At 47.0% G+C, this 18,059-nt stretch carries 19 protein-coding genes; 13 read left to right on the forward strand and 6 right to left on the reverse strand.

The window, feature by feature from the left end; genetic code table 11:
• Positions 1-68: 68 nt before the first annotated feature.
• The 4 genes from HP570_RS16950 to HP570_RS16965 all read right to left on the reverse strand — a co-directional run bounded on the left by HP570_RS16950 (position 69) and on the right by HP570_RS16965 (position 3,996).
• A complete protein-coding gene (locus HP570_RS16950) occupies positions 69-1,448 on the reverse strand; it encodes an FAD-binding oxidoreductase (RefSeq protein ID WP_173626512.1) in 1,380 nt (459 codons plus the stop codon).
• A 184-nt stretch (positions 1,449-1,632) separates the two neighbouring features.
• The gene (locus tag HP570_RS16955) at positions 1,633-2,373 is read right to left on the reverse strand and encodes an ATP-grasp domain-containing protein (protein WP_173626478.1); all 741 of its coding nucleotides are present in this window, start codon (positions 2,371-2,373) and stop codon (positions 1,633-1,635) included.
• An 18-nt stretch (positions 2,374-2,391) separates the two neighbouring features.
• On the reverse strand, positions 2,392-3,102 hold the full coding sequence (locus tag HP570_RS16960) for a hypothetical protein (RefSeq protein WP_173626479.1): 711 nt from the start codon (positions 3,100-3,102) through the stop codon (positions 2,392-2,394).
• A 51-nt stretch (positions 3,103-3,153) separates the two neighbouring features.
• Positions 3,154-3,996: a helix-turn-helix transcriptional regulator gene (locus tag HP570_RS16965; RefSeq protein WP_173626480.1), complete on the reverse strand. Its 843-nt coding sequence runs from the start codon at positions 3,994-3,996 to the stop codon at positions 3,154-3,156.
• A 133-nt stretch (positions 3,997-4,129) separates the two neighbouring features.
• Between HP570_RS16965 and HP570_RS16970 the strand changes: the two genes are divergently transcribed.
• A complete protein-coding gene (locus tag HP570_RS16970) occupies positions 4,130-4,870 on the forward strand; it encodes an SDR family oxidoreductase (protein WP_173626481.1) in 741 nt (246 codons plus the stop codon).
• Between the two features lie 176 nt (positions 4,871-5,046).
• Here the strand turns inward: HP570_RS16970 and HP570_RS16975 are convergent, their stop codons facing one another.
• Positions 5,047-5,625, reverse strand: coding sequence for a TMEM175 family protein (locus HP570_RS16975; protein WP_015894021.1), 579 nt, complete (start codon positions 5,623-5,625; stop codon positions 5,047-5,049).
• A gap of 256 nt (positions 5,626-5,881) precedes the next feature.
• On the opposite strand from HP570_RS16975, the gene HP570_RS16980 reads away from it, so the two are divergent.
• From HP570_RS16980 to HP570_RS17035, 12 genes are all read left to right on the forward strand, one after another.
• Positions 5,882-6,337 carry a tellurite resistance TerB family protein gene (locus HP570_RS16980; protein ID WP_015894022.1) on the forward strand — a complete coding sequence of 152 codons (456 nt, stop codon included), beginning with the start codon at positions 5,882-5,884 and terminating at the stop codon, positions 6,335-6,337.
• A gap of 83 nt (positions 6,338-6,420) precedes the next feature.
• Positions 6,421-7,626, forward strand: a complete 1,206-nt coding sequence (locus HP570_RS16985) for an HpcH/HpaI aldolase/citrate lyase family protein (protein WP_064200263.1) — start codon at positions 6,421-6,423, stop codon at positions 7,624-7,626.
• Positions 7,559-8,938 carry a phosphoribosyltransferase family protein gene (locus HP570_RS16990; RefSeq protein ID WP_254495315.1) on the forward strand — a complete coding sequence of 460 codons (1,380 nt, stop codon included), beginning with the start codon at positions 7,559-7,561 and terminating at the stop codon, positions 8,936-8,938. Before HP570_RS16985 ends, HP570_RS16990 begins: the two co-directional genes overlap by 68 nt.
• A gap of 21 nt (positions 8,939-8,959) precedes the next feature.
• Entirely contained in the window at positions 8,960-10,105 is a 1,146-nt protein-coding gene (locus tag HP570_RS16995; protein ID WP_173626482.1) for a cysteine protease StiP family protein, read from the forward strand.
• A complete protein-coding gene (locus HP570_RS17000; protein ID WP_173626483.1) occupies positions 10,102-10,917 on the forward strand; it encodes an HAD family hydrolase in 816 nt (271 codons plus the stop codon). Before HP570_RS16995 ends, HP570_RS17000 begins: the two co-directional genes overlap by 4 nt.
• 190 nt (positions 10,918-11,107) lie before the next feature.
• Positions 11,108-11,713, forward strand: coding sequence for a TerD family protein (locus HP570_RS17005; RefSeq protein WP_015894027.1), 606 nt, complete (start codon positions 11,108-11,110; stop codon positions 11,711-11,713).
• Between the two features lie 57 nt (positions 11,714-11,770).
• Complete coding sequence (locus HP570_RS17010; RefSeq protein ID WP_173626484.1) at positions 11,771-12,352, forward strand: TerD family protein; 582 nt, start codon at positions 11,771-11,773, stop codon at positions 12,350-12,352.
• 36 nt (positions 12,353-12,388) lie between these two features.
• Entirely contained in the window at positions 12,389-12,973 is a 585-nt protein-coding gene (locus HP570_RS17015) for a TerD family protein (RefSeq protein WP_015894029.1), read from the forward strand.
• A 129-nt stretch (positions 12,974-13,102) separates the two neighbouring features.
• Positions 13,103-14,335: a TerD family protein gene (locus HP570_RS17020; protein ID WP_173626485.1), complete on the forward strand. Its 1,233-nt coding sequence runs from the start codon at positions 13,103-13,105 to the stop codon at positions 14,333-14,335.
• Positions 14,336-14,352: 17 nt separating this feature from the next.
• Positions 14,353-15,243, forward strand: coding sequence for a TerC family protein (locus HP570_RS17025; protein WP_015894031.1), 891 nt, complete (start codon positions 14,353-14,355; stop codon positions 15,241-15,243).
• Positions 15,244-15,314: 71 nt separating this feature from the next.
• A complete protein-coding gene (locus tag HP570_RS17030) occupies positions 15,315-16,337 on the forward strand; it encodes an ATP-grasp domain-containing protein (protein ID WP_173626486.1) in 1,023 nt (340 codons plus the stop codon).
• 105 nt (positions 16,338-16,442) lie between these two features.
• Positions 16,443-16,817: a hypothetical protein gene (locus HP570_RS17035; RefSeq protein ID WP_173626487.1), complete on the forward strand. Its 375-nt coding sequence runs from the start codon at positions 16,443-16,445 to the stop codon at positions 16,815-16,817.
• Between the two features lie 98 nt (positions 16,818-16,915).
• On the opposite strand, the gene HP570_RS17040 is transcribed toward HP570_RS17035, so the two are convergent.
• A complete protein-coding gene (locus tag HP570_RS17040) occupies positions 16,916-17,842 on the reverse strand; it encodes an S-layer homology domain-containing protein (RefSeq protein WP_173626488.1) in 927 nt (308 codons plus the stop codon).
• Positions 17,843-18,059: the final 217 nt, after the last annotated feature.

The raw sequence follows: 18,059 nt of genomic DNA on the forward strand, positions 1-18,059 counted from the left end.
TCATGAACGTATCGACAAAAATGTAAAAAGGAGTACGCCACAGCATGCTCCTTTTGTTGATTCCCTTATCATTTTTCTCTCTTCTTCCCCACCGGAATACTCTGGGCAAAACGAAACACATTATGCGGATCGTACTTTCGTTTCACCTGCTTCAATCTGGCAAAGTTCACACCATAATACGCCTCAGGCCAGTTCTTGATCTGCAAATCAGGGAAGTTCACATAATCTCCTACGACAAAGGGACGTAGCGCTCTACGGAACCTTTTCACCCACTGGATACTCCGCTGCTGCTCGCTGTCGTTCCTCCATCGCGCCGACAGCTCATAGATCGTCTCTGCCTTCCGATGAGGATAGGCCGTTGCTATCGGGGATACCCGGCTCACCGCGCTTCCTGCACCACCCAAGCTCTGACTCCACACGGTAGAATGCCTATTGGGTGCCTTCGACAGGAAATTGCGGATGATCCTTACTCCTTGGCGAGGCAAAGGATTAAAACCAAAAGCCCCGGTTATTTTAAACTTCGGCTCCAGATTCAGATCCGCTGCGGCAAAAAATTTGGTTGCTTCGATGAAAGGCACTGTCCGCACCATCACCTTCACTGGAGTTCCCGCTTGTAGCAAAGGTATGATCAATCGCCGTAGCTCCTTTGCGCCGCCCAGCAATTGCCCGGTAGACACGATGGTTCCCACTTGCCTAGCAGCCACCTCGATGGTTGAGGTTAGGCGGTTTGTGACAGACGGTGCCCAGCGCTGCCAAGTCGGGAATACCTTCTCCAGATCGCGCCATTTCCAGGTAATGCTGTAGATGGAGACATCCTGGATAGGGTGAACCCGAAACGTAAAGTCTGTCGCAATGCCAAAGTTCCCTCCCCCACCACCTTGTGATGCCCAGAGCAGATCGGAATGCTTCTTCTTATTTGCGATGATCGTCTTCGCCCCACGCCGTCCCGATGCTACCGCCATCTTCACCTGTTTCAGGCTATCGCAGGTAAGGCCATATTTACGCGACAAAAGTCCAATCCCACCACCCGTGGTAAGGCCCGCAACGCCCACGTCAGGCGCAGTCCCAGCCGGGAGTGCCACGCGCTCATTCCACAGCTTCCTGTACACCCGGGCAAGCGGATTTCCTGACTGTACGTGGGCCACCATTTTCTTGCGATCCACCTTTACCTTATTCATCTCGCTCACATCAATGATAATTCCGCCATTTACAGCTGAAAAAGCCTCATAGCTGTGCCGTCCGCTCCGCGCTCGCAGCCGTACGCCCCGCTCACGAGCCCATTTGACTGCGTTGATCACATCCTGCGTTCGTCTGCAAAAAACGATGACCCGTGGAAACTTGGAAAAGCGCCTGTTGAACTCCATTCTGGCCGCATTGTAAGACCGGTCACCCGGCAACACGATCCTTCCGGTCAATCGGGTACCTGCTTTTTTCCGTTTTTGTGCCATCGAATGTTCACCAACCTCGTCCATGGAGTAAGCTTTTCTCATCTGCTTATTCCTATGTGGGGACACTAGACCTGGTAACGGCACATGCCTTGTAGGGGGGCGGGTACAAAATAACGGCTTTAAACGCCCTTATCCGCTTGATCCAGCTTCCTTGAACACTCTCAGGCATAGTTCGCATCATAAACTATAAGCTTCTTAAATAGTCTTTCGTCCCTGTTAATTCTGACCATCTGGCTGAAAGAAACTTCGCATAGTTTAAAGGAGCGATTCCATAGGTCCCTAAAGAATGACCATCATTAATCTCTACCAGCTTCATATTCCCATCTCGATCAATTCCAAAATCTAAACCATAGGCAGCTGGCGCATCAATATAATCCTTAACCGCACTTTTTATAATACGTAGATCTAATTTTGAATCCCAGGCACCTTTATACTGCCTGCAATCAAGTATTTCTCCATATCGTATAAAGCAACGCCATTCCGTCACAAAATCAACGATTTCCGAACACCAAATCTTCGTATCCTCATCCTGTTCAATCAATCCTATAAAATCTTTATATTCTTTTACCACTTTTCCAGCAAATTTTTTTGTTATGTCTTTCGGTTTTACAAAAACGTTCCAATCCTGTTTATTCTCAAAAAGCTGTTGAATAGTTGTAGTCCATATTTTCCTGCCAAAATAACTAGATAAGGAATCTGGATAATCTATCTCTCCTTGGCTTCTTTCTATCCCCAATATTTCAAGACGTTTTCTCACGTTGCCAATACCGCCAACTACTATGTCTTCTGGATTCTTTTCTTTTATTTCATGAACATCATGGAACTTGATGATCTCCCATCCTAATGAAGTGAAACCTTCAAAAGCAATAAATGCATTTACATTGTAGAATTCTCCACTTTTGTTTGCCTGTATATACGCTCTCATCTATATCACTCCATCATTTCAAACGGGTTTTTCTTTCTCCATCGCCTGCTTGAGCCATCCATCGATTCGATCCTTAGGCAGCAGGATGTTTCCTCCATAAGCATTATTCTTATGAAAGCCCCAATCTCCATATACGAGCATATGGTACTGACTATCTATTCGCTTTACGAGTCCCCATACGCCGATATTCCCCTGCGAACCAGCACTAATAAATAGCCAGTTCTCGTAGTTGAATATGTAACGATCTCCAAACATATCAAAACTCTCTAAATAACCTTCTCTTCCATCTCTTTCTGGAAATCTCTCATTGTAATCCTTAATCATCCATACATCTAAAATCTTTACGCACAGCCAAGCTGTAAACTCATTCCGCTCAATGACACGTTCAATGGAACACTGTACAAAAGAAGATTGTTCAATCTCTTCGGGATGAGAATCCCAGCCATTAAAACTGGAAAGTACCGGCGTGTACATGATCCAAAAGGGTTCTCCCATCCTCATATGAAAAGGATGGGAGACCTTCACCGTTCTAACCTGACCGCGCTCAGGCGGGCGATTGGAACGCAGCCAATGTCGCTCATCCAACAGGGGAACTTCGTTTTCAAAATCTGACCATTCCATAATGTCATTTTCGAAGCCAGCAATATCAAACAGCTCACTTTCCATCCTAATGCGCTCTGATACGCCTTTGCATACTCCGCACGTTAAAGCAACGAGCTTTTGCTCCATTTGCTTCACCCCTTCATCTTGCCAATCCAGTCTCTATTAAATAGCGTTGCTTTATGCTAAACGAGACTCGCCTATTAGATCTTTTAACTGTTCATCAGTTCCCGTGTTCTCGATTGGTGTATATACCCTCATCACGAAGTCACCACTTTCGGGCACGGCAAAAGAATGGTAACGAAAACTCAACAGGCCAGCTTTAGGATGCTGTATCACTTTTTCCCCTTTCGAGGTCCCGGATACATCATGTCTTCGCCACCACACTCTAAACTCCTCACTCTGTTCACTCAATTTGTCAACTAATTCCCGATACCACGAATCATTCATGTACAAGGCGTATCGGCTTCTAAAATGAGCCAACAGCATCGTGGCGACGTTTTCCCAATTCACAATGCGAGCCTCGTTATCCTTCATCATGAAGACCCTCCAAAGTATATTTCTCTCGATCTCTGCTATCTGATTAAAGTCGCCACAAAGCGTACTTGACATTTTGTTCCACGCTGTTACGTTCCAGTGTCTATCGATGACATAGGCAGGGTAGCTCCCCATCCTGTCGAGAATTTGTTGCAGGGCTGGAGAATTTGATTCGCCTACTGTGACGTATGGATCTACAGAACAATTTGCCAATACAAACAAATGATTGCGTTCGTCATGGCTGAGTTGGAGCGTCCGCACCAAGCTCTCCAGCACTTGTTCCGACACCTGAATATCCCTCCCCTGCTCCAGTGCCGTGTACCAAGGCAAAGAAATCCCTGACAGAGTCGCCACTTCTTCCCGCCTAAGACCAGGCGTACGACGACGTGCATTTTCAACAGGTATTCCCGCCTCTTGCGGGGAAAGGCGGGAACGACGGGTCCGGAGAAAATCAGCTAGCTCCCTTCGCCTTCTTTCATCATTCATACGATCATACACCTCAATATCCTACTAGGATTTATACTACTTTTCCGAATCGTACTGTAAATACTGAGCTGTTTGTCAATTTATGAAGCTGATTATAATCGACTCATCACCTACAGAGAAGGAGAACGATCTTATGGGAAATCTTGAACTTTGCAGTAGTTTGAAAGGCAAGCGTGTTATCCTGCTCGGAGGAACTTCTGGAATGGGATTTGCGACAGCGGAAGCCGCTGCGCGGGAAGGGGCCTATGTTGTTGTAGTATCCAGTCGAAAAGAGAGAGTGGACGATGCTGTCTCGCGTCTCCCCCATGGTACAGAAGGATATGTGGTTGATCTATCAAATGAGGAGCAGATTCGCGTATTTTTCAGCCGTATTGGTGAATTCGATCACTTGGTTTTCACCGCTGGAGAGCCATTTCAGCCCGAAAATCTCAACACGGTAGACATGGACAAGGCACGCCAATTCTTTACCATCAGGTACTGGGGTGCAGTTATGGCAGCGAAATATGGCTCAGAGAAAATCAGGCAGAATGGTTCCATGATTTTTGTTTCCGGCACCGCTTCAGTTCGGCCTCCAAAAGGATTGATGATCGCAGCCAGCATTTGTGGTGCTATCGAGTCCATGACAAGGGCGCTAGCCGTCGAACTGAGTCCACTTCGTGTCAACGCCATACGTTTCGGATTCATGCGTACTGAGTTATGGGACAATATTCCTGAGAAAGAACGAAACACCATGTACGAGACTGTCGGGAAATCCCTCCCCGTTGGCCGAGTGGGCGAACCCGAGGACGCGGCCGAAGCGTTTCTCTATTTAATGCGTGAGAAATACTCCACCGGTCAGGTCATCGTCGTAGATGGCGGTTCTACACTGGTATGACAACGAATCCAATCAGCTTTCATCGGCGAAATGCCCTCTTATCGAGGGCATTTTCCATGTCGGTCATCCCTCCCTTATGATATGGCTCACTGGGTTGTCTGTAACAACAGCGCTTGAAAAAAAGAGTCTCCGGTTTGGAGACCTCTTTTCGCTTCCCATACTTTTCTCGGGTCCAATTATTCGCTTCTCAAAATGTGCTCGATTCGCTTTTCTGGCACGACCCAAATCGCGGCAACGAGTACGTAAAAGAAGCCGGATACCCATGGACCCACATACGCGGTCAATATCGCGAGCAAATAGAGAACAGGAGATATTTTCACCTTCCAGTCCCTGCCCATTGACTTTACGAATGCAGAATCTCCAGAATGCTGGCTAATGATTGCTAGCTGAAGCATTCTGTAAGAAATCGCTGCAAGCAGAAGGATAATCCCGTACAATGCCATCGGAGTGGGCGCAAACTGGCTTTCCCCCATCCACGCGGTCGTGAATGGAATAAGGGATAGCCAGAAGAGCAATTTCAAATTCAGCCACATGAGCCGCCCGTTCATTGTGCGAACCATATGCAGCAGATGATGATGGTTGTTCCAGTAAATGCCGACATAAACGAAACTGAAGATATAACTAAGAACTTTTGGGCCTAGTTCGATTAACGAATGCCAGTCGTGGCCTTCTGGTACTTTGAATTCCAGTACCATAATCGTAATGATAATTGCCAGCACGCCATCGCTAAACGCTTCCATCCGGTTTGCTCTCATTTGGTGATCACCTATTTCCCGCTTCTCGCGCTGAATTCATCGAATAGATATCCATAGTTTATTCTAACTTTTCTTCATACTGTCAAGCACAACCTTTCCCTCATTCGGGATCGTTTTAACGGACCTAATGGCGATCCATTTATTATGGGAACTAGAACATTTACATATTATGTATCTCTTTTGCCAAAATATATCTATTGATGTAAGATTGTAGAATAAACGTATAAGTGAGAAATTTGTCGATGGAGGTAATAGAATGTCATTTTCTGGCACATTTACGAATTGGCTTAAAAACACACAAGCATCCTTGCGAGACCAGGTAAAGAAGTTTCAGAATCGTGACTTCATGGATGCAGTCGTTGCCGGATGCGCATTGGTTGCCGCCGCTGATGGACACATTGAATCCTCTGAAAAGCAAAAGATGGCCTCTTATATCAATCGAAGTGAAGAATTGAAAGTTTTTGATATGAACGATGTAATTAGCCGCTTCAACCATTTTGTCAGTGGATTTGAATTTGACCACGGCGTCGGGAAGATGGAAGCACTCAAGGCAATCGGCAAATTAAAAAATAACCCAGAAGCAGCGCGAATTCTTATCGGCGTCTGTTGCGCAATCGGTGCCGCTGACGGTGATTTTGACGAAAAAGAGAAAATAATCGTTCGGGAAATCTGCCAAACCGTTAATTTGAATCCAGCTGATTTCCAGTTGTAACAAGCGAGATTGCCTCGGGCCAAGGGGGCAGTCTTGTTTTTTATCAATGGCGAGTTGGGATGAAGAGGGGAGCCGTTTCTTTTATGAGGCATTTTGATTACTTGCTCGAGAACGAAAAAGAAGAATTATTCAGTGTACACCCCCTTCCTATCAATCGAAACACCGAGAAGGAAGTGCTAGCCCACGCGTTGGGAGCTACACTCTACATGCCCGCCATACGAACCACCATCTCTCATGATGTAATGACGCAAAAGCACGAGGGCTTGGTCTCCATGGTCATCTGCCTGGAAGACGCTATCGGCGATCATGAGGTTTCCGAGGCAGAGCAATCGCTGATTCGGCAGGTCCGTGATATTTCCAGTCGTCTACGAAACGGCTTGATCCAGCAGGACGATATACCGATCATGTTCGTGCGTGTCCGGGATGTCCACCAAATGAACCGACTTGTGGAAGAACTGCAAGAGGATTTGATCAGCCTGACTGGGTTTGTGTTCCCGAAGTTTACAAGCCGCAACGCTGAGGAGTATCTAGAAGCGCTGCAATCGTGCAACCGATACGTTCCTTTCCCTGTGTACGGCATGCCGATTCTGGAGTCCGCCGACATTATTTACAGAGAATCCCGAACAGCCGAGCTGCTGTCTATCAAAAAAATTTTGGACAAATACCGGCACCTCGTCCTGAACGTGCGCATGGGAGCAACCGATTTTTCCAGCCTGTTCGGATTGCGCCGTGGACCAGATGTGTCTATTTATGAGATTTCCACGATTCGCGATTGCATCGGCGACATTGTGAACATGTTTACACGACAGGGCAGTGAATACGTCGTATCTGGTCCAGTCTGGGAGTATTTCAGCAACGGCGAAAGGTTGCTCAAACCACAGCTCCGCCAGTCTCCATTTGAACAAAAGCTGGGCGGCGCATCAGGGCGCAGACTTCGCCAGCAATTGTTGAATCAATGGCAAGATGGGCTGATCAAAGAAGTATTGCTGGACAAGGAAAACGGCCTGACTGGCAAAACGATCATCCACCCAAGCCATATCAAAATTGTCCACTCACTTGCCGTGATTACACGCGAAGAGTACGAGGACGCCAGGGCAATCCTGCAAAGCCAAACAAACGGAGTAACGAAAAGTCACTACGCTAACAAGATGAATGAAATCAAACCTCATACGAGCTGGGCGAAAAAAATAATGATCAAATCAAAAGTGTACGGGGTGTTCCATGAGCATAACAACTTTATCAACCTGCTCGCTCGAACAGCAAATATCCAGTTTCAATATTCTCGGTGATTTAAATATCACCATCCACGTTCGACAAAATCCGTACCATCTTCCATTGGAAGCACTATTCCAAATGGCTGCCCGAATCAATAAGAAACGGAGCTTCCTGTTTGTCAGCAAGGTTCTGGGAAAGCATTTGCCCGTGCAGCCGTCAGCGTCTGTGCTAAGCGGTATGGCATTGGCGGCACGTCTCCTTGAAGAGTTTTATTCTTATGAAGTCAGTGATCTTCCGGAGATCGTGCAAGGTATCATTCAGCAGGAGAAGAGCGAAGAGATTCTTCACAAACTGCTACAACATCCCCTCGAATTACCCGAGCCCTTGTTGTTCATCGGATTTGCCGAGACTGCCACTGCGCTTGGACACAGCATGTTCAGCGCTTTTGGCAGCAAGGCAGAATACATCCATACAACAAGAGAGCTGATCAAAGAGATTCCGTCCACGATTGCTTTTGAAGAAGAGCATTCTCACGCAGTAGCCCATCATTTTTATCCTTTGGATAAAAACTTGCTACATTCTGCGTGTCCTATCGTATTAGTAGATGATGAGATTACAACAGGCAAAACAGCGCTTAACATCATTCGCGAGATTCAGCAGCATTTTCCGAGAAAGCAATACATCGTTGCTTCCTTATTGGATTGGCGCTCGCCTGACGATCACCGCAAGTTTCTGGAGCTTGAAGCCGAGCTGGGTATCGAGATCACAGCCATCTCGCTAATTAAGGGAGAGATTGAGGTGAACGGCGTTCTTGGCGAACTGCAGGCTGAGTCGACGAAGCCTGCCTTTGTCCAACCAGAAGCTGAGCCGACTGTCATCACGCTGGAGACTGCTGCGCTAACCAAACTGTCCTTTTCTTCCATCGATCAGACAGGCTTTGTGAATACCTTGCCGTATTTACAACAAACTGGACGCTTTGGCATGAATTCGGAGCAACAGCGTCAATTGCATGACACGCTTCGCGAGCTGGGCCAGTTTTTGCAGCAATATCGTAAGGGTACGACCTTGTGTATGGGAACAGGCGAGTTTATGTACGTGCCGATGATGATCGCCGCTTCTATGGGCGATGGGGTTTGGTATCAATCAACGACGAGAAGCCCGATTCATCCGGCAACAAAGGAAACATATGCCGTTCAAAATGCATTTGCGTACGAAAGTCCGGATGATCCCACTGTTCGCAACTTTATGTACAATATCCCGGAGCAACAGTATGACGAGCTGTTCCTGTTCCTTGAACGCGGGACAAGCGTGGAGCGGCTCAATAGTCTTTATGCGGCCTTGGCCCAACTGCCGATTCCGAACAAGTATCTCGTAATGTTTCGCTAACTGCAGAGAGGGGTAAACCGAATGGAGCAAGGCTCATTATACACAGCAGAACTCATGCAGCCGATTAAAATGGGGAGCTACCCTGCAGAGGATGTTACATTCCTGTTGAAAGAAATCAGCGGATTGATGGAAGAAACCAACACGGAGGACCGGGAAGAATTGATTCAGGCGGGGACACATTACTCCGAGATGCTGCCTGTTGAGTATCAGCCCTCCGCCGAGTACATCTCATTGTTTCATCAGGCCTTGCAGACGACAGCACGAAAAGTGGCGCTGGCGTCAGGAGTAGTGGCTGAATCCATCCTTGCACGCAAAGGCAAGGGGGTTGTGCTTGCCTCGCTTGCAAGAGCAGGAACGCCGATCGGTGTTTTGATCCGCCGCTATTTGAGACAAATTCACCAGCTGGATACGCCGCATTACAGCATCTCCATCATTCGCGGCAAAGGTATTGACGAGAATGCCCTGCGCTATATTCTCGAGCATCATCCAGGCAAAGGAATTCAGTTCGTAGATGGTTGGACAGGCAAGGGCGCTATTACATCGGTCTTGCACGAGTCGATCTCCCGCTTTAACCAGAAATTCCATACGCGGCTTGATGCCGATTTGGCTGTTCTCGCTGACCCAGGGCATTGCGTGCAGACGTTTGGCACTCGCGAAGACTTTTTGATTCCGAGCGCTTGCCTGAACTCGACCGTGTCCGGTTTGATCAGTCGTACCGTGCACCGTGACGACCTCATTGCGGCTGGTGAATTTCACGGAGCCAAATTTTATCGGGAATGGGCTGACGAAGATGTTTCCAACCTGTTCGTCAATACGATTTCGGCGTATTTTACGGATATTGCCGACGAGGCAAAGGCAAAAGCAGCTGAATTGATCAGCCACGAGGACGACCACGTGCCGACCTGGAAGGGAATGCGCGATATTGGGCGGATTCAGCAAGAGCTGCAAATTGATGATGTGAATCTAATTAAACCGGGAGTTGGCGAAACAACACGCGTGCTTTTGCGCAGAGTTCCCTGGAAAATCCTTGTCGATTCAGTCGAAAATCCTAACCTTGCTCATATCATCATGCTCGCCAAGGATCGTGGTGTATTCGTGGAGGAACGTTCGGATATGAGCTATTCCTGCTGTGGTATTATCCGATCGATGGGAGGGGAAAAACAATGATTTTTGCAAGTGACCTGGACCAGACCCTCCTATACGGGAAACGATTTCTCACGGACGAAATGCAGTCGTTTCAGGTAGTCGAAGTGCTTGAAGGCGAACCAATCTCGCACATGTCTGACAGGGCAATCCAACTTCTTCATGAAGTTCATCAACAGTCTCTGTTTATACCCGTGACAACAAGAACGATTGAGCAGTATCAGCGAATTTTGATTTTCCAGAATGAGCTTTTACCTCGCTATGCAATTACCAGCAACGGCGGCAATGTAATCCGTGACGGACGAATAGACGAGCAGTGGAGTCGTCAGGTACATAGCCGAATGGTCAACGAATGCGCGCCGTTTCCCGACATGCTAGCCGGCTTCGCCCAGATCAGCAATGACAGTTGGGTGATTCGGGAGAGAATGGCAGAGGATCTGTTCTTCTACAGCATCATTGATCGAGAAAAAATGCCTGTCGACGAACTGCGCGACTTCGAGCGCTGGGTGACGCAACAAAACTGGAGCATGTCCATTCAGGGCCGAAAGCTCTACCTCGTGCCCCAGGCGGTCAACAAGCGCGATGCGACCTTGTACGTGTGCGAGCTGGAGCAGGATGAGCAGCTGATTGCAGCTGGTGATTCGCTACTGGACCTTCCTCTGCTGGAAGCAGCGCAACTGGCGATCGTTCCTCCGCATGGGGAGATTTATCAGATTCGTAATCACGGTGGCGCTGTGGGCAACTTCCACTTTACGCAGGCGGCGGGAATCAGCGCTGCAGAAGAGATTTTGCAAACCGTTCTGTCATGGTATCGCCAACTGGTCAAAGCAACATAAAACGAGTGGAGAACCTGCGGCACTTTGATCCTGAGAAATGAAAAAACACTCCCACTCATAAAAAGACACAAAACTGATGTAATTTGTTGTTTTTTGCAAAAAAATGTAGATTTTATTGGATAGCAATGGAATAATCGAATTGTAATCTGCAAAATACTGGGGTATAGCCCGGACAGAGTAGGAGGGTGACATGTCAGTTATCAGTTTGCAAAAAGGGCAAAAAATTGACCTGACCAAAGGAAATGCCGGCTTGAGCAAAGTGCTGGTTGGACTTGGCTGGGACCCGGTAAAAAAATCCGGCGGACTACTTGGTGGACTGTTTGGTGGTGGACAAGCCAACATCGATTGCGATGCGTCCGTAATCATGCTAAACGAAAATGGAAAATTTACAAAAGAAACAAATCTCGTCTATTTCGGAAATAAGCGAAGCGGTTGCGGAAGCGTCAATCACTCGGGGGACAATCTTACCGGTGAAGGGGAAGGCGACGATGAGCAGATATCTGTCGAGCTTTCACGTGTCCCTTCCGATGTTCACAAGCTGATTTTCGTGGTCAATATCTACGATTGTGTCAGTCGTCGTCAGGATTTCGGAATGATTGGCAACGCATATATCCGCATCATGAATCCATCTTCTCGTCAGGAACTGTGCAAATTCAATCTGACGGAGAATTACTCAGGGAAAACCTCACTGATCGTGGGTGAACTGTATCGTCACTCAGGTGAATGGAAGTTTGCTGCTATTGGTGAAGGAACAACCGATACGTCGATTTCCCAGCTAGTCAGACGCTACACATAGCACCTATCAGATTATCCTTACTACAATAAAAAATCCAAACTTCGGGAGGAATAACACATGGCAGTATCTTTGCAAAAAGGACAAAAGGTTGATTTGACAAAAACGAACCCTGGCTTGACCCAAATCAAGGTAGGTCTTGGCTGGGATACCAACAAGTATGATGGCGGCGGCGAATTCGACCTGGATGTGTCCGTATTCCTGCTGAACGACCAAGGCAAAGTGGAAGACGACAAACATTTCGTATTTTTCAACAATCCGTCCAGCCCTGACGGCTCCGTTGTTCACTCCGGTGACAACCGCACTGGTGATGGCGACGGCGATGACGAAGTGATCGAAATCGACTTGTCCAAAGTTTCCGCGAATATCCAAAAGGTTGCTTTCACCATCACGATCTACGATGCGGCTACCCGCAACCAAAACTTTGGTCAAGTTTCCAATGCGTATGCGCGTGTACTGAGCGCAGGCACTGGCGAAGAACTCATTCGCTACGACCTTGGAGAAGATTTCTCCATTGAAACCGCTGTTGTAGTTGGCGAACTGTATCGTCACGGCAGTGAGTGGAAATTCAGCGCAATCGGATCAGGCTACAAAGACGGTCTTGCTGGTCTGGCGCGTGATTTTGGTGTTAACATCGGCTAATTAACCAGTACGATTCATGGAAAGGATGAACTTGCCATGTCAGTAATCAGCTTATCCAAAGGTCAAAAAATTGATCTGACGAAAGGCAATCCGAATCTGACCAAACTGATCGTTGGACTCGGTTGGGATACGAACAAATATAATGGTGGATTTGATTTTGACCTCGATGCAGCGGCGTTTTTGCTCCACGCAGACGGCAAAGCAACCAACATTCAGCACTTTGTTTTCTATAACAACCTACAAGGCGGAAACGGTTCCGTTATTCATACTGGTGACAATCTGACGGGTGAAGGCGATGGCGATGATGAGCAGATCAAGATCGACCTGACCAAAGTACCGTCCGAGATTGAAAAAATCGCCATTACGATTACGATTCACGATGCAGAAAATAGACGCCAAAATTTTGGACAAGTCTCCAACGCATTCGTTCGTGTCGTTGATGAAAATACGAACCAAGAAGTTCTTCGTTACGACTTGGGCGAGGATTTCTCCGTTGAAACTGCTATCGTCGTATGCGAATTGTATCGCTATCAGGGTGAGTGGAAGTTTGCTGCGGTGGGCAGTGGTTTTTCCGGCGGCCTCCAAGCGCTTTGCAATAACTTCGGATTACAAGCAGGTTAATTCGTACCAGCCAAAGGATGCTAGTTTGATAGTAGGGACTAGCATCCTTCCTTCATTTTTTCGGCAAGACGCAACCAAGGCAACGCCACGGACTTGGCGGAACCGAGTTTTCTGAAATAGGTGATAGTGATGACGATGATGGTTGTTAAGGGACAAAAGGTTGATGTAACGAAGCAGTTTCCAGGGCTGACCAAGGTGATTGTCGGTCTTGGCTGGCATACCGGCAGCGAACTTGACCTGGATGCATCCGCATTTCAGTTGGGCGCAACCGGGAAAGTGAATCGTGAGGAGGATTTCATATTCTACGGAAATCCTAAATCAACGAACGGAGCTGTCTCCCTGCGGGACGGCACTGGAGATAAACAGCAATTCGAACTGGAACTTTCCGCAATTCCGCTTAACGTAGAAAAGATCGCCTTTACGATTACCATTTACGACGCCATTTCACGTGGCCAAACGTTTCGACAGGTTTCCGATCTTTATTTGCGAATCTTGCATCCTGTCACATTTGCTGAAATGATCCGGTTTCCATTAGTTGATTTTTCTACAGAAAATTCGATCGTGACAGGTGAATTATACCGCTACAATGGCGAATGGAAGTTTAATGCGATTGGAAGCGGCTTTAACGGTGGACTAACTGCCTTATGCGGTAATTTCGGCGTAGAGGTGGCACAGGAGCAATCCTCTTCACCACAACCGTCTCCAACCATTCCGGCGCCACCTCCAAAAGTTGAGCAACCACCGGCACCGCCGATCAATCTATCCAAGGTTGAGCTGACGAAAAAAGGTGAAACGATCAGCTTGCGAAAGTCAAGCGGGGCGTTGGGGCAAATCAGTGTGAACCTAAACTGGAATAGAAAAGTCAAGAAATCAAGCGGTTTTTTGGGCTTTAATAAATCCGATGGCATCGACCTTGATCTTGGATGTTTGTATGAGATGTCAGACGGGAATAAAGGTTGTATCCAAGCGCTGGGCCGGCATTTTGGTGAATATCTCCATTTCCCGTTTATCGAGCTGGACGGAGATGACCGTACAGGATCCAGAACTGATGGGGAAAATCTCCGCATTAACGGCAACCATGTGAGGGAGTTTAATCGTGTGCTGATCTATGCCTATATCTATGAAGGTGTAGCGAAATGGGCCGAAACGGATGGCGTTGTCACGATCAAACAGGCCGACAACCCGGAAATTGTGGTCCGCATGGACGTGCACGACCCTCGGAATATTATGTGTGCCATTGCCATGATAGAGAGAAAAGGAGATACCTTTGAGATCAAGCGTCTCGTTGAATATTTCAACGGACATAAACCGATGGATCGCTACTACGGTTGGAACATGCGTTGGTCCGCAGGCAGCAAATAACCTAGGAGGACGAAGAAATGGAGTTTTTGAATGGGCTGATTGAAACCTATTCAAGTTTTTTTTCATGGGAGGTTTTGCAGGGGGTACTGACCAATCCTGCTAACTGGACAATTATTCTCTCATTGGTCATCCTGGAAGGATTACTTTCAGCTGACAATGCACTGGTATTAGCAGTAATGGTAAATCATTTGCCAGAAAAGCAAAAGAAACGCGCATTGTTTTACGGCTTGCTCGGCGCCTATTTATTCCGTTTCCTGGCAATCGGTTTAGGCGTTTTCCTGGTCAAGATGACCGCGATCAAAGTAATGGGTGCACTCTACCTGCTCAAGATTGCAGCAGACCACTTCTTTGGCCATAATGAAAAAGCGCAAAAAGCAATTGATTTGCTGCTCTATCTGGGAATGGCAGCGTGCTTGTACTTTATCCCAATCCCGGTTGTACAAATTCTCGGTGGATTGCTCATCGTCTGGCTGCTCTATCGCTTATTCAAGTCTGGTGGGGAAGAAGAAAACGAGACCGAGAACAAAGGAAAAGGCTTCTGGCAAACTGTACTTGCAGTTGAAATGATGGATATTGCCTTCTCCATCGACTCCGTTTTAGCTGCATTTGGTGTCAGCAACCAAGTCTGGGTTCTGTTCCTGGGCGGAATTCTAGGTGTTCTGATGATGCGGGGGGTTGCTCAAATCTTCCTGAAACTGATCGAGCGAATTCCGGAATTCGAAACAACCGCATTCGTACTTATTGCGCTCATCTCCGTGAAAATGTTCTTGGGCGCAGCAGGCATCCACATCGAGTCATACCTCTTCTTCGGCGTTCTGGTTCTCACCTTCCTTGGTACCTTCATCGTGCATAAGATGAAAAAAGGAAAACATGGGGAACAAGAAGACTCGAAGGAAAACGTTGCGTAAATAGCATGAGGTAAAGGAAAGCGAGGTCGAACAGACACTCGCTTTTCTTTTCGAATAAAGGAGGGCAACCAATGAGAAAACGGATTTGGTTCAATCGAACGTTCGCTACGGCTTATCCAATCGTCGAAATGATTCGCAATAACCCGGATAACTTCACTTTCGAGATTTATGTGACTCACCCAAAGCGTCATAGTGTGATGCTACAAATCGCCGACTATGCTGAACTGGAGCCCACGCTGGATGTGCCAGAATACATCGACTATTGCCTGTCGTTTTGTAAAAAACACCGGATCGACGTATTTCTCCCCAACTATCGATTGGTGGAAATCTCCAGGCATATCAAAGAGTTTGAGCGGCAGGGCACGCAGGTTATGATTGCTCAGGAACATCAGTTGCTGGAGGATATTTCGGATAAGGGGAAGCTGTTTCAACTGTTTCAGGACGTACCGGAAGTACCGTTACCCGCTTATGCGATTGTGAATACAGCTGAACAATTCCAAATCGCATATGAACAACTGAAACAAGACGGAAACAAGGTTTGCTTCAAGCCCGCCCGAGGCGAAGGCGGAGCAGGCTTTTATATTGTGGAGGAGCAGCTTGATCCGATTGACCGACTGTTTCGATCAACCCACCAGCAAATCACGATAGAAGAAGTAGTCCGCACACTGTCCACACGGGAGACGTTTGAGGATATAATGGTCATGGAGTATTTGGACTCGTATGAGTACAGCATCGATTGCCTCGCCTATGAAGGGCAGTTGCTGGCAGCGGTGCCCCGCAAGAAAGTAGAAGGGCGTATTCGCGAGCTTGAGGACAACGATGAACTGCTACGAATTGCCGAAGCCGTGCAGCAGCGATTGCAGCTTTCCTATTTGTTTAATGTGCAAATCAAATACAAGGAAGGTATCCCCAAGCTGCTGGAAATCAATCCGCGAGCTTCCGGTGGCATGTATATCTCTTGCCGGTCCGGAGTGAATTTTCCTTACTTGGCACTGAAACTGCTTTTGACTGGAAAGGCGGACGTTCCTGTTCCAAAGCTTGATATTTTAATGACCCACGTTGAACGAGAGAGAGACTTGACGAGGGTATTGTAAAATATAGGAAAAACCAAAATTTATCAAGGGAGAAACCCTCCCTGCCCATGTGTGGGGAAAGTACAAAAAACGTTGCCTAGTATATTATGAAGGGGTAGGGTTTCGTTGAAAACAGCGAGTGAGATACTTTCGATAATCAGGAATGACAGTTTCTTAGAGAATGTCTTCCATAAAGATGTTGATTGGGATGCTAAATTAGACGCTAGGGATGCTGTTGAATTTGATGTAGCCTGGATTTCTAGTTACAAAACAGTTGATGAAATTGCCCCCTCTGAAAATACCGTGATCAGAGAAATTAGGGAATTTGTGTTCAAAGAAACTTTTCGGATAACCCAGAATTCGGAAGTAGCAGGGTATGCATCGGACGACTTTGGCCTCATTTCCAAGGCGTTTGAAAACAAGATCAATATTGAGTTTATTAATAAACTATGGGATTCCTACCTGCAAGGGGAATTCCCGATTTCTAGTATATGTGAATGAATCTTCATACATAGCGATTATGAGAGTAGTCGAAAAAGACCGGAGAAGCATATAAAATATGCACTCCGGTCTTTTTGGATTAGGAAAGAGAGTTCCCTTTACTTTTTGGTTGCTGCTTCAATATCTTTGTACGCCCAATGGGTTGGAGGTACATCCGGCCAGCTTTGTCCAGTTACCGGACTTAACTGTTCATGGTTCAGCAAACGATTGATAATAGTGACTGTTTCTGCTCGAGTCAATGTCTTTTGGGGATGGAATGTACCATCTGGATAGCCGGCTAAGTAGCCATCTTTACTTACTGCCGCAATAATCTGAGTTGCCCAGTGATCTGCTGGTACATCGTAGAAGTTGTTCGGCATACCGTCTCCATTTAATCCCAAATACTTGTATACAATGGTCGCCATTTCCGCGCGCGTGATTCCGCCTCCCGGATTGAACGTGCCATTCGCATAACCGTTCATCAGACCTGCTTCATTCTCTCTTCTAATCGCATCTGCCGCCCAATGCTGGTCGGCTACGTCCATAAACATTCCGCTTGCGGATGTAGTCTTGACCATTCCTGTGTTTACAAGAATCATGGCCATTTCTGCACGAGTCACTTGGCGATTTGGATCGAAGTTTCCGGTTGGATAGCCGTTCATGTAGCCTGTTTGGTCGTTTTTCTCTTTTGCTGGCTCACTTGGCTTCGATTCTACATTACTGGAGCCGCCTCCAGTAAAGAACGGATTTTGAACTTGATTCGTGTTTTTTCGGTCTTTTTTCCGTTCTTTATCCCGGTCTCTGTCCCGTTTATCGACAGATTCTAAATCTCTTCTTGCTTTTTTAAGCTCAGCCAGTGCTTCGTCTACCTCGTCTTGGGTTGCGTCAGGATCTTCTAGTACGTCTTTTGCTCGCTTCAATGCTTTTTCGAGCTTTCTCCAACTTGAAGATGTATAGTCATCTTCATCCAAATCTTCATCGTCGATTTCTTCTACTTTTGCTTGCAGCTTTGATTTGTCGACTGTAGGTGTAGGCTCAAGAATCAACCGCCTGCAGGCATTCTACTTGCACTAGCGCTAACAAAAGCATGAGCGCCAGTGGGACGCTTCCACCAATTTTGTAGCTTCGCAATTTTTTATAGCTCTTTCTTCCTCTCCCCTCGGATTCTGGATATTTTGTTGAAACTATCTATTTTTCAATAGACTTCATCCAATATGTCATCTTAACAGGGACACCTCTACATAACCTCTACAGCTTCCCTAG

Source organism: Brevibacillus sp. RS1.1 (assembly GCF_013284365.1).
GTDB lineage: Bacteria > Bacillota > Bacilli > Brevibacillales > Brevibacillaceae > Brevibacillus > Brevibacillus brevis_D.

What these genes read in the sequence shown, in the direction of transcription:
- HP570_RS16950 (WP_173626512.1), bottom strand. Translation starts at nt 1,448, where the DNA reads ATGGCACAAAAACGGAAAAAAGCAGGTACCCGATTGACCGGAAGGATC.
- HP570_RS16955 (WP_173626478.1), bottom strand. Translation starts at nt 2,373, where the DNA reads ATGAGAGCGTATATACAGGCAAACAAAAGTGGAGAATTCTACAATGTA.
- HP570_RS16960 (WP_173626479.1), bottom strand. Translation starts at nt 3,102, where the DNA reads ATGGAGCAAAAGCTCGTTGCTTTAACGTGCGGAGTATGCAAAGGCGTA.
- HP570_RS16965 (WP_173626480.1), bottom strand. Translation starts at nt 3,996, where the DNA reads ATGAATGATGAAAGAAGGCGAAGGGAGCTAGCTGATTTTCTCCGGACC.
- HP570_RS16970 (WP_173626481.1), top strand. Translation starts at nt 4,130, where the DNA reads ATGGGAAATCTTGAACTTTGCAGTAGTTTGAAAGGCAAGCGTGTTATC.
- HP570_RS16975 (WP_015894021.1), bottom strand. Translation starts at nt 5,625, where the DNA reads ATGAGAGCAAACCGGATGGAAGCGTTTAGCGATGGCGTGCTGGCAATT.
- HP570_RS16980 (WP_015894022.1), top strand. Translation starts at nt 5,882, where the DNA reads ATGTCATTTTCTGGCACATTTACGAATTGGCTTAAAAACACACAAGCA.
- HP570_RS16985 (WP_064200263.1), top strand. Translation starts at nt 6,421, where the DNA reads ATGAGGCATTTTGATTACTTGCTCGAGAACGAAAAAGAAGAATTATTC.
- HP570_RS16990 (WP_254495315.1), top strand. Translation starts at nt 7,559, where the DNA reads ATGAGCATAACAACTTTATCAACCTGCTCGCTCGAACAGCAAATATCC.
- HP570_RS16995 (WP_173626482.1), top strand. Translation starts at nt 8,960, where the DNA reads ATGGAGCAAGGCTCATTATACACAGCAGAACTCATGCAGCCGATTAAA.
- HP570_RS17000 (WP_173626483.1), top strand. Translation starts at nt 10,102, where the DNA reads ATGATTTTTGCAAGTGACCTGGACCAGACCCTCCTATACGGGAAACGA.
- HP570_RS17005 (WP_015894027.1), top strand. Translation starts at nt 11,108, where the DNA reads ATGTCAGTTATCAGTTTGCAAAAAGGGCAAAAAATTGACCTGACCAAA.
- HP570_RS17010 (WP_173626484.1), top strand. Translation starts at nt 11,771, where the DNA reads ATGGCAGTATCTTTGCAAAAAGGACAAAAGGTTGATTTGACAAAAACG.
- HP570_RS17015 (WP_015894029.1), top strand. Translation starts at nt 12,389, where the DNA reads ATGTCAGTAATCAGCTTATCCAAAGGTCAAAAAATTGATCTGACGAAA.
- HP570_RS17020 (WP_173626485.1), top strand. Translation starts at nt 13,103, where the DNA reads ATGACGATGATGGTTGTTAAGGGACAAAAGGTTGATGTAACGAAGCAG.
- HP570_RS17025 (WP_015894031.1), top strand. Translation starts at nt 14,353, where the DNA reads ATGGAGTTTTTGAATGGGCTGATTGAAACCTATTCAAGTTTTTTTTCA.
- HP570_RS17030 (WP_173626486.1), top strand. Translation starts at nt 15,315, where the DNA reads ATGAGAAAACGGATTTGGTTCAATCGAACGTTCGCTACGGCTTATCCA.